A 7,954-nucleotide genomic window follows, 5' to 3' on the forward strand; every position below is an offset into this window, starting at 1 on the left:
CGAGGAACAATCGGGCCGCGTCGCCTACATGCCCGCCGCTGCCTCGCTGAACGAGATCGTCGATGCGCTGAACCTGCTGGGCGTGGGCGCGGCGGATCTGGTGGTGATCCTCGAAAGCTTGAAGCAGGCCGGCAGCCTGCAAGCCGAGATGGTGGTGCTATGATCGGGCCGCTCAGTCCCGCGCGCGCCTCCGCCGCGCCCGCTCTGACGCCGGAACAGGCCGAGCTGCGCAAGGCGGCCGAGGGCTTCGAGGCGATCATGGTGCGCAAGATGCTCGAAACCGCGCGCGCCGCCAGCCTGTCCGAGGAAACCCCGCTCACCGGCGGCGGCCTCAAGCAGTTCGAGGCGATGCGCGACGAGCACTTCGCCGACATCGCGGCAAAGGCGGGCGCCTTCGGGTTTGCCCGCAGTATCGAGGCCAGCCTCGCGCAATACCTCCCCGTCAAAGGTGACAGCTGATGCCGACCGCGATTTTCACCATTGCCCGCTCGGGGCTCACCGCGACCCGCCGCAGCCTCGAGCTGACGGCGCAGAACGTCGCGAATGCCGAGAACCCGGACTATTCGCGCCGCACTCTCACCCAGGGCGAGCTGGTGATGACCGGCAATATCGGCAACAACGCGCAGGATTCGCTGGGCGGCGTGAAGCCGGGGATCATCGAGCGTGCCGAAAGCGCGCTGGTGCAGCGCCAGGCGCGCGATTCCTCCTCGGCGCTGGCGGCGGCGGATGCGGAATTCTTCGCGCTGAAGGAGGCCGAAAGCGCGCTCGAGACCTCGGGCGTCTACACCGGCCTCGTCGATTTCGAGGCGGCGCTGACCCGGCTCCAGAACAACCCGACCGAGCCCGCCTTGCGGCTCTCCGCGCTCGAAGCCGGGCGCAAGATGGCGGGCAATTTCCGCATCGCCAACGGCACCCTCGCCAATGCCCGCAGCCTGGTGCAGGCCGAGACCAGCGCCAAGACGCTGACCGTCAATGAGGTGGCGGGGGAACTCGCCAAGATCAACGCCGATCTGGTCGGCTCGCGCGAGGGCACCGCGGGGCGCGCGGCGCTGCTCGATGCGCGTGACAAGGCGCTGCGCGGCCTCGCCGAGGAATTCGGCATCGGCGCGACGATCAACGCCAACGGCACCGCCGACGTGGTGCTGAGCGGCACGCCGCCGCTCGCGCTGGTGACGGGCGGCGCGGCGCAGACGCTGGCGACCAGCTTCGCCGCCGATGGCACGGTGAGCTTCGCGGTCGGCGGCACGGTTTTCGTGCCCGCGGGCGGCGCGATGGCGGGCCGGGCGGGCGCGCTCGTCGAAATGGCCGGGCTGCAGGCCAGCCTCGATGGCCTCGCGACGGCGGCGATCACCCTTTCGAACACCGCGCAGGCCAATGGCGTGGGCAATGACGGCAACCCCGGCCAGCCGTTCTTCGCTGGCACGGGGGCGGGCAGCATCACCATGGTGCTCGGCTCGGCGGACGGCCTTGCCACCGCCCCGGCGGGCGCGCCTGCCGGGAGCCGCGACACCGCCAACCTTGCCGCATTGATCACCGCGCTGGGCGATGCGAGCGGGCCGATCACCGGTACGGATTCGCTGCTGCTCGGCCTTTCCAGCCGCGTCTCCGCGCTCGAAACCCGCAAGGACGGCCTGACTGTCGTCGCTGCCAGCGCCGAGGCCGAGCTGCTGCGCGAAACCGGCGTCGATCTCGACACCGAGGCGGCCAATCTCGTCCGCCTGCAACAGGCCTTCGAGGCGAACAGCCGGGTGATCCAGGTGGCCGCCCAGCTGTTCGATACGATTCTGGACCTCAGGTAAGGGAGCGTAAGCGTCATGCCTTCGATCACCAATTCCGCCGGTTCCTTCTTCAACCGCTCGCTGGCGCAGATGGCCGACCTTCGCGCCGGGATCGAGCGCACCCGCACCCAGATCGCCACGGGCCGCAAGATCGAGCGCGGCTCGCAGGATCCCGCCGTCGCTGCGCAGCTGCGCTCGGTGGTGCGGCGCGAGGCGCTGGCCGAGGTCGAGGGCGACAATGCCGCGCGGCTCGGGCAGGATCTGGGCGCGGCCGCGAACGAGGTGCAGGCGGTGACCGACCTGCTCCAGCGCGCGCGCGAGCTCGCCGTGCAGGCGGCCAGCACCGCCACCGGCGCCGATGGCCGCCGCGCGATCGCCTTCGAGCTCGAGCAGCTCGGGCAGGAGCTGTTCAGCCGTTCCAACGCGGTCTCGCTGACCGGCGAGCCCTTGTTCGCAGGGCAATCGACCGGCACCGCCTTCACCCGCGATGCAGCAGGCGTCGTCACCTATGCCGGAACCCCCGCCAGCGGCGCGGTGCCGGTCGCGCCGGGCACCGCGATCGAGCGGGGCCTGCCTGGGAGCGAGGTGTTCGAATTCGACCTTGGCGGCACGCCCTCGAGCGCATTCGCGGTGCTGGGCGCGCTTACCACCGCATTGCAGGGCGGGGCCGCCGATCCGGTCGCGGCGGCCAATGCCAGCCTTGCCGGGATCGACGCCGCGCTCGATAGCACCAGCCGCGCCACCACCATCCTCGGCACGCGCATGGCGTGGGTCGAGCAGGTCGAGACCCAGCAGGCCGAGCGCCGCGTCGCGCTCGCCGAGCGCCGCAGCCGGGTCGGCGATACGGACATCGCCGATGCCATCGCGCGGCTCCAGCAATCGCTGACGGCCCTCGAGGCGAGCCAGTCCGCCTTCGCCCGTGTCAGCTCGCTGACGCTGTTCGACGCGCTGCGCTGAGGAGATTGGCCTGTGTTTGCTGCCATCGGCATTGTCGTTCTGCTGGCCATGGTGTTCGGCGGGTTCATGCTCGCCGGGGGCGCCATGGGCCCGGTGCTCGCCGCGCTCCCGCTCGAATTCATGATGATCGGCGGCGCTGCGACGGGTGCGACGCTGATCGGCAACTCGATGCACGAGATCAAGCTGCTCGGCGCCGGGCTCGGGCGGGTGTTCAAGGGGCCCAAATACAACGACCAGGACCATATCGACGCGATCGCGCTGACCTCCAAGCTGATGAAGCTGCTGCGTTCGGAAGGCGCGGTGGCGCTGGAAAGCCATGTCACCGAGCCCGGCTCCTCGACGCTCTTTTCCGAATATCCGCGCCTTCAGGCCGATCCTGTGGTGACCGCGATGATCTGCGATCCGCTGACGCTGATGGTGGTCTCCTCGGGCACGCTCGATACCCATGCGGTCGAGGACATCATCGACAGTTCGATCAAGACCCAGCTGCACGAGATGGACGAGCCGCAGCACATGATCCAGTCGCTCGCCGACGCGCTGCCCGCGCTGGGGATCGTCGCGGCGGTGCTCGGGATCATCAAGACCATGGGCGCGATCGACCAGCCCCCGGCGGTGCTCGGCAAGATGATCGGTTCGGCGCTGGTGGGGACGTTCCTCGGCGTGCTGCTCGCCTATGGCTTTGCAGGCCCGCTCGGCGCGCGGCTGAAGCAAATCAACGCGCATGACAGCCAGATCTTCCATTCGATCAAGCAGGTGATCATCGCCAGCTTGCACGGCTATCCGCAGCCGCTGGTGCTGGAAGCCGCACGCTCGGGCCTGCCGCCGGCGCACCGCCCGAAGCTGACCGACCTGCTCGACATGATGCGCGGGCGCTGAGATGGCCGACGCAAGCGGAGCCATTCCGGCACCCATCATCGTCAAGAAGGTGACCATCATCGAAGGCGGCCACCACGGCGGCGCGTGGAAGGTCGCCTATGCTGACTTCGTGACGGCGATGATGGCCTTCTTCCTGCTACTGTGGCTGCTCGGCGCCACCGAGGAAAAGCAGCGCAAGGGGATCGCCGATTACTTCACCCCGACGCTGGTCAAGCTGCGCAAGGAAAGCGCCGGGTCGAACGGCCTCCTGGGCGGTGCGTCGCTGACCGATCCCGACAACTACCCCAACCGCCAGGGGCAGACCGGATCGCGCACGATCACGATCCCGCGCGATGCGACCGGCGGGCCGACCTCGACCGGCAAGGGCAGTGATTCGGACGCTCGCAAGCTTCAGGAAATTCAGGAGAAGATCCAGAAGAAGCTCGCCCAGCGCCGCCAGACGAAGCAGCTCGCGCGGCAGGTGCGGGTGATGCGCGCACCCGAGGGCATCCGCATCGATCTGATGGACGATGCCGATTTCTCGATGTTCGAGCTCGGCACCACGATCCTCACCAAGGAGGCGCGCGGTCTGCTCGAGGTGATGAGCGAGACGCTCAAGGACGAGATGGCCCCGCTGATCGTGCGCGGCCATACGGATTCGCTGCCGTGGCGCGGCGGGGTGAAGACCAATAACTGGTCGCTCTCCGCCGGTCGGGCCGAGGCGACCCGTCAGGCGCTGGTGCTGGGCGGCGTGACGCAGAACCGCTTCGCCCGGATCGAGGGCGTCGCCGACACAGAACCGCTCGTCACCGACGATCCCGCCGACCCGCGCAACCGTCGCATCTCGCTGCTGCTGCTCGAAGGACGGGGGCCGGCCTCGGGCGGGCCGCGGGCGGCCGAGCGCGCCGTGCCGGAGCCGAAGGGCAAGGGCAAGGCGGCGGGGCAGTAGCGGGCTGAAATTGCCTACTTCAGCCGCGGGTCGACTGCGAGCAAGGCATCGCCATTCGCGCAAGAGCCAGCGCTTCATTGTAAGCATCGGTCACCCATGTCCTTTTGGGCATGTGGTACATTTCCCGAAGCGCTCCCTTGATCCGCGATTTTCCCGTGAACACCGAGGCGGACCAATCCTGCTGCCCTGAAACAAGGCCTTGGGAACGCGATGTGACCTGTGCCTGGCTGCATCTATCGAGCGCCGTGCGTTTCGCTGCGAAGCCTATCAGCATCACGAGCTCCACCTTGATCCGTTCGCGCGCCGCTGCCGTTTCGGCCCTGTCGTTGAGATGGCGCACCGCCTGATCCGCCCCGAGCGCGATCAGCACGCCGATCACCACCACCGCGATCTCGCCTGCGTAGTGCCGCCAGTTCTCCGGTGTGCCCGGAACCCAGCGCCGCAGCTTCTCGATAATCCCCGACACCATGCGCCCCCCTGCGGCGCCACGTGGGGGAACGCATGGAAAAAGAGGCTCAGGCAGCGCCCCCCGCGCAGTCGAAACCCGCTCAGCCAGCTCCCGTTGCCGCGCCGCGCTGGCCCGGCCCCGCGCCTTCCAGCCAGTCGGCGAGCTCGTCGTAATTGGCGATGATATCGCGCAGCGGCCGCGCGTTGATCTTGCGCAGCGGGGTCGAGACCGGACGGTGCGGGAGCCCGAGGAAATCAAGCACCCGGTCCACCGTTGCCTGATGCGCGGAGGCGGGCTCGAGATCGTCCTCATATGCCACGCGGGTGTGCGGGATGCCTTCGAGCGCCGCGCGCTCTTCCTCGGCAAAGGCGAGCCGCTCGGCAATCCCCGCCTCCAGCGCCGCGCGCTCCACCCTGACCGCGGTGGTCTCGGGCCGGTCGTCGAGCTTGTGATATTCCTTGCGCGCCTCGGCGACGAGGTTCGAGAGCACGTGGCGCACGCGGTCCTCGCGGGTCAGGTGGATGATCCGCCAGCCCTCGCCGTGAAGCCGCTGGAGGAAGCGGCGCGGGTCGATCGGCGCGGCGCCCGCGGCGATCCGGTCGCGGTTCAGTTGATAGACCTTGACGTGCGCGAGGAAGTGGCGCCGCCCGGTCCGGCGCGCATGTCCGCGCAGGAAGGCGTGGGGGCGGCGCACCTGCTCGTGCCCCTCGCCCAAAAGCTCCCCGCGCGAGGCGAAGTGGCCGGTCGAGGCGAGCAGGCTTTCGAGCACCGTGCTCCCCGATCGTCCCTGCGCGAAGATCAGCACCGGCGTGCTCCGGGTCTCGCCGGGCAGCATCCCCTGTGCATAGGCCCAGACGGCGCTGACCTTGCGCCGCAGCGGATCGAGCGGGGCGGGCAGGTTCAGCATATCGTTCCTCCTGTCGCCATGTGGCGTGAGGAAACTGTGGCGCGCGCGCGGCCCGCCTGTCGCTAACCTGCGCTGGTATCGCCTTGCACGAAGAAAAGCCCGGAGCCTGTTCGGGCTCCGGGCTCTCGTTGGGCCGCCGCTGCAGGGGTAAAGCGTCGGCGCGCGGGGACTTCGTGCTTAGCGCAGCAGCGACAGCACGTTCTGCTGCGACTGGTTCGCCTGGGCGAGCATCGCGGTCGAGGCCTGACCGAGGATCTGGGCCTTGGCGAGCGCGGTGGTTTCGGCCGAGTAGTCGGTGTCCATGATCCGCGAGCGGGCGTCGGTCAGGTTGGTCGACACGTTGGTGAGGTTGTTCACAGCCGACTGCAGACGGTTCTGGAACGCACCCAGATCGGCGCGGGCGGTGGTGACGGCACCGATCGCGGTGTCGTAGTTGTCGAGCGTCGCCGTCGCGACCGCCGCCGGGGTGGCGCCGAAGGTCACGACACCGGCCAGATCGCCGCCGCCAACGTCGAGTTCGGGCAGGGTCAGGGTGATCGCGTCGACCGCCTCGGCACCGGCCTGAATGTCGATGTCGTTGGTCGCGGTCGAGAACAGGTTGATGCCGTTGAAGGTGGTGTTCTCGATCACCGAGTTGATCTGCGAGGCCAGCGCGTCACGCTCGGAATCGATGTTGGCGACGTCGGTGGTCGAGTAGGTTCCGTTCGACCGCTGCACCGTCAGTTCGCGCATGCGCTGGAGCATGTTGGTCACTTCGTCGAGCGCGCCTTCAGCGGTCTGCGCAAGGCTGATGCCGTCATTGGCGTTGCGGATCCCCTGGGCCATGCCGCGGATCTGCGAGGTGAAGGAGGCGGAAATCGCCAGGCCGGCGGCGTCGTCGGCGGCGCTGTTGATGCGCTTGCCGCTCGACAGGCGTTCCATCGAGGTGCCGAGCATCTTGCCCGCCGACACGCTGGCGTTGGTGGCGCGCAGCGCCGAGATGTTGGTGTTCACTACGTTCATTGTTCAAACTCCCGAATGGTCAGGCAGGACGAACAGGCCCGTCGCTGCTGGCCCTAAGACCGGCGCTTGTCCGGGATGTTTAAGCCGAAAAAAGTTGCCGTTGATAAACAATGCAATAACTCAGTACATCGGGCCCAAACCCCGGCCGCCGCCGCGATCGTCTAGGTGTTCGCCGGTGCCCTCATAGGGGAAGCTACGAGGGCTTAAATTTGCCTCGTGTCCAGCCTGTATGCGGCAGAGCTTTGCCTCGCATGAAGCAAACAGGGGCAAGATAATGCAAGCGGCAACCGGCGCCAGTGCCCGTGCAAGCGCAGAGCGGCTGGTAAGCGGCTCGGCTGGCGGCGAGGCGAACGGGGTGCACGATATCCTGATCGGCATGACCGTGCCTCTGATGGGCGGCAGCTGGCAGCGCGACCGGATCGTGCTGGGCGATTGCCTGCCCCCGGCGATGGCCGCCGGGATCGCGCGCGGCGGCAAGCTCGCCATCGCGCTGGCGCATGCCGATAGTCCCGTGCTCGCGCTCGCCGGAGCCAATCGCATCACGCTCGCCTATGATCCTGCGCACCTCACCGCGGCGCGGGCGGCGCTGATCGCGGCCTCGGCGCAAGGGGGATGGCCCGTGGCGGGCGATCCGCAGTCGCTGGCGCTGCTGACGCTGGCCGAACGCATCGCCGCCTCCGACATTCCCGTGCTGCTCGAAGGCCCGACCGGCACCGGCAAGGAAGTGCTGGCGCGCTTCGTCCACCGCCTCTCGGCCCGCGCCGAAGGGCCCTTCGTCGCGGTGAATTGCGCCGCCATGCCCGAAGCCATGCTCGAAGCATTGCTGTTCGGCCACCGCAAGGGCGCCTTCACCGGCGCCGCCGAAGCGGGCGAGGGCCTGTTCCGCGCGGCCGACGGCGGCACGCTGCTGCTCGACGAGGTCGGCGAGCTGCCGCTGGCTCTCCAATCGAAGATGCTGCGCGCGCTGCAGGAGGGCGAGGTGCTGCCGCTCGGGGCGACCAAGCCGCTGAAGGTCGATGTCCGGGTGGTCGCCGCGACCAACCGGCATCTGGCGGCCG

The 7,954-nt window shown here is 68.7% G+C and carries 10 protein-coding genes; 7 read left to right on the forward strand and 3 right to left on the reverse strand.

What is annotated here, in order from left to right:
• The 6 genes from NBV68_RS15330 to NBV68_RS15355 form a co-directional block, all read left to right on the forward strand.
• On the forward strand, positions 1–163 hold a 163-nt coding region (locus NBV68_RS15330), incomplete at its 5' end, for a flagellar basal body P-ring protein FlgI (RefSeq protein ID WP_296311342.1).
• Entirely contained in the window at positions 160–459 is a 300-nt protein-coding gene (locus NBV68_RS15335; protein WP_296311325.1) for a flagellar biosynthesis protein FlgJ, read from the forward strand. The genes NBV68_RS15330 and NBV68_RS15335, both read left to right, overlap by 4 nt.
• Positions 459–1,799, forward strand: a complete 1,341-nt coding sequence (gene flgK, locus NBV68_RS15340) for a flagellar hook-associated protein FlgK (protein WP_296311327.1) — start codon at positions 459–461, stop codon at positions 1,797–1,799. The genes NBV68_RS15335 and flgK overlap by 1 nt, the downstream gene beginning before the upstream one ends.
• 15 nt (positions 1,800–1,814) lie before the next feature.
• Positions 1,815–2,735, forward strand: a complete 921-nt coding sequence (locus NBV68_RS15345) for a flagellar biosynthesis protein FlgL (protein WP_296311328.1) — start codon at positions 1,815–1,817, stop codon at positions 2,733–2,735.
• Positions 2,736–2,747: 12 nt separating this feature from the next.
• Positions 2,748–3,611, forward strand: coding sequence for a flagellar motor stator protein MotA (gene motA / locus NBV68_RS15350; protein ID WP_296311330.1), 864 nt, complete (start codon positions 2,748–2,750; stop codon positions 3,609–3,611).
• 1 nt (position 3,612) lies between these two features.
• Positions 3,613–4,539, forward strand: a complete 927-nt coding sequence (locus NBV68_RS15355; protein WP_296311332.1) for a flagellar motor protein MotB — start codon at positions 3,613–3,615, stop codon at positions 4,537–4,539.
• Positions 4,540–4,558: 19 nt separating this feature from the next.
• Here NBV68_RS15355 and NBV68_RS15360 read toward each other — a convergent pair whose 3' ends face one another.
• The 3 genes from NBV68_RS15360 to NBV68_RS15370 all read right to left on the reverse strand — a co-directional run bounded on the left by NBV68_RS15360 (position 4,559) and on the right by NBV68_RS15370 (position 6,896).
• A complete protein-coding gene (locus tag NBV68_RS15360) occupies positions 4,559–5,008 on the reverse strand; it encodes a hypothetical protein (RefSeq protein ID WP_296311334.1) in 450 nt (149 codons plus the stop codon).
• A gap of 79 nt (positions 5,009–5,087) precedes the next feature.
• Complete coding sequence (locus tag NBV68_RS15365; RefSeq protein WP_296311337.1) at positions 5,088–5,894, reverse strand: hypothetical protein; 807 nt, start codon at positions 5,892–5,894, stop codon at positions 5,088–5,090.
• Between the two features lie 177 nt (positions 5,895–6,071).
• A complete protein-coding gene (locus NBV68_RS15370; protein ID WP_296311339.1) occupies positions 6,072–6,896 on the reverse strand; it encodes a flagellin in 825 nt (274 codons plus the stop codon).
• Positions 6,897–7,170: 274 nt separating this feature from the next.
• On the opposite strand from NBV68_RS15370, the gene NBV68_RS15375 reads away from it, so the two are divergent.
• Positions 7,171–7,954, forward strand: a 784-nt coding sequence (locus NBV68_RS15375; RefSeq protein WP_296311340.1) for a sigma-54 factor interaction domain-containing protein, incomplete at its 3' end; no start/stop codon positions are given.

It is taken from the genome of Erythrobacter sp. (assembly GCF_023653175.1).
Classification (GTDB): domain Bacteria; phylum Pseudomonadota; class Alphaproteobacteria; order Sphingomonadales; family Sphingomonadaceae; genus Erythrobacter.

Bases quoted from the DNA above. Each gene is read 5' to 3' on its own strand.
- NBV68_RS15335 (WP_296311325.1), top strand. From the start codon at position 160: ATGATCGGGCCGCTCAGTCCCGCGCGCGCCTCCGCCGCGCCCGCTCTG.
- flgK (WP_296311327.1), top strand. From the start codon at position 459: ATGCCGACCGCGATTTTCACCATTGCCCGCTCGGGGCTCACCGCGACC.
- NBV68_RS15345 (WP_296311328.1), top strand. From the start codon at position 1,815: ATGCCTTCGATCACCAATTCCGCCGGTTCCTTCTTCAACCGCTCGCTG.
- NBV68_RS15355 (WP_296311332.1), top strand. From the start codon at position 3,613: ATGGCCGACGCAAGCGGAGCCATTCCGGCACCCATCATCGTCAAGAAG.
- NBV68_RS15360 (WP_296311334.1), bottom strand. From the start codon at position 5,008: ATGGTGTCGGGGATTATCGAGAAGCTGCGGCGCTGGGTTCCGGGCACA.
- NBV68_RS15365 (WP_296311337.1), bottom strand. From the start codon at position 5,894: ATGCTGAACCTGCCCGCCCCGCTCGATCCGCTGCGGCGCAAGGTCAGC.
- NBV68_RS15370 (WP_296311339.1), bottom strand. From the start codon at position 6,896: ATGAACGTAGTGAACACCAACATCTCGGCGCTGCGCGCCACCAACGCC.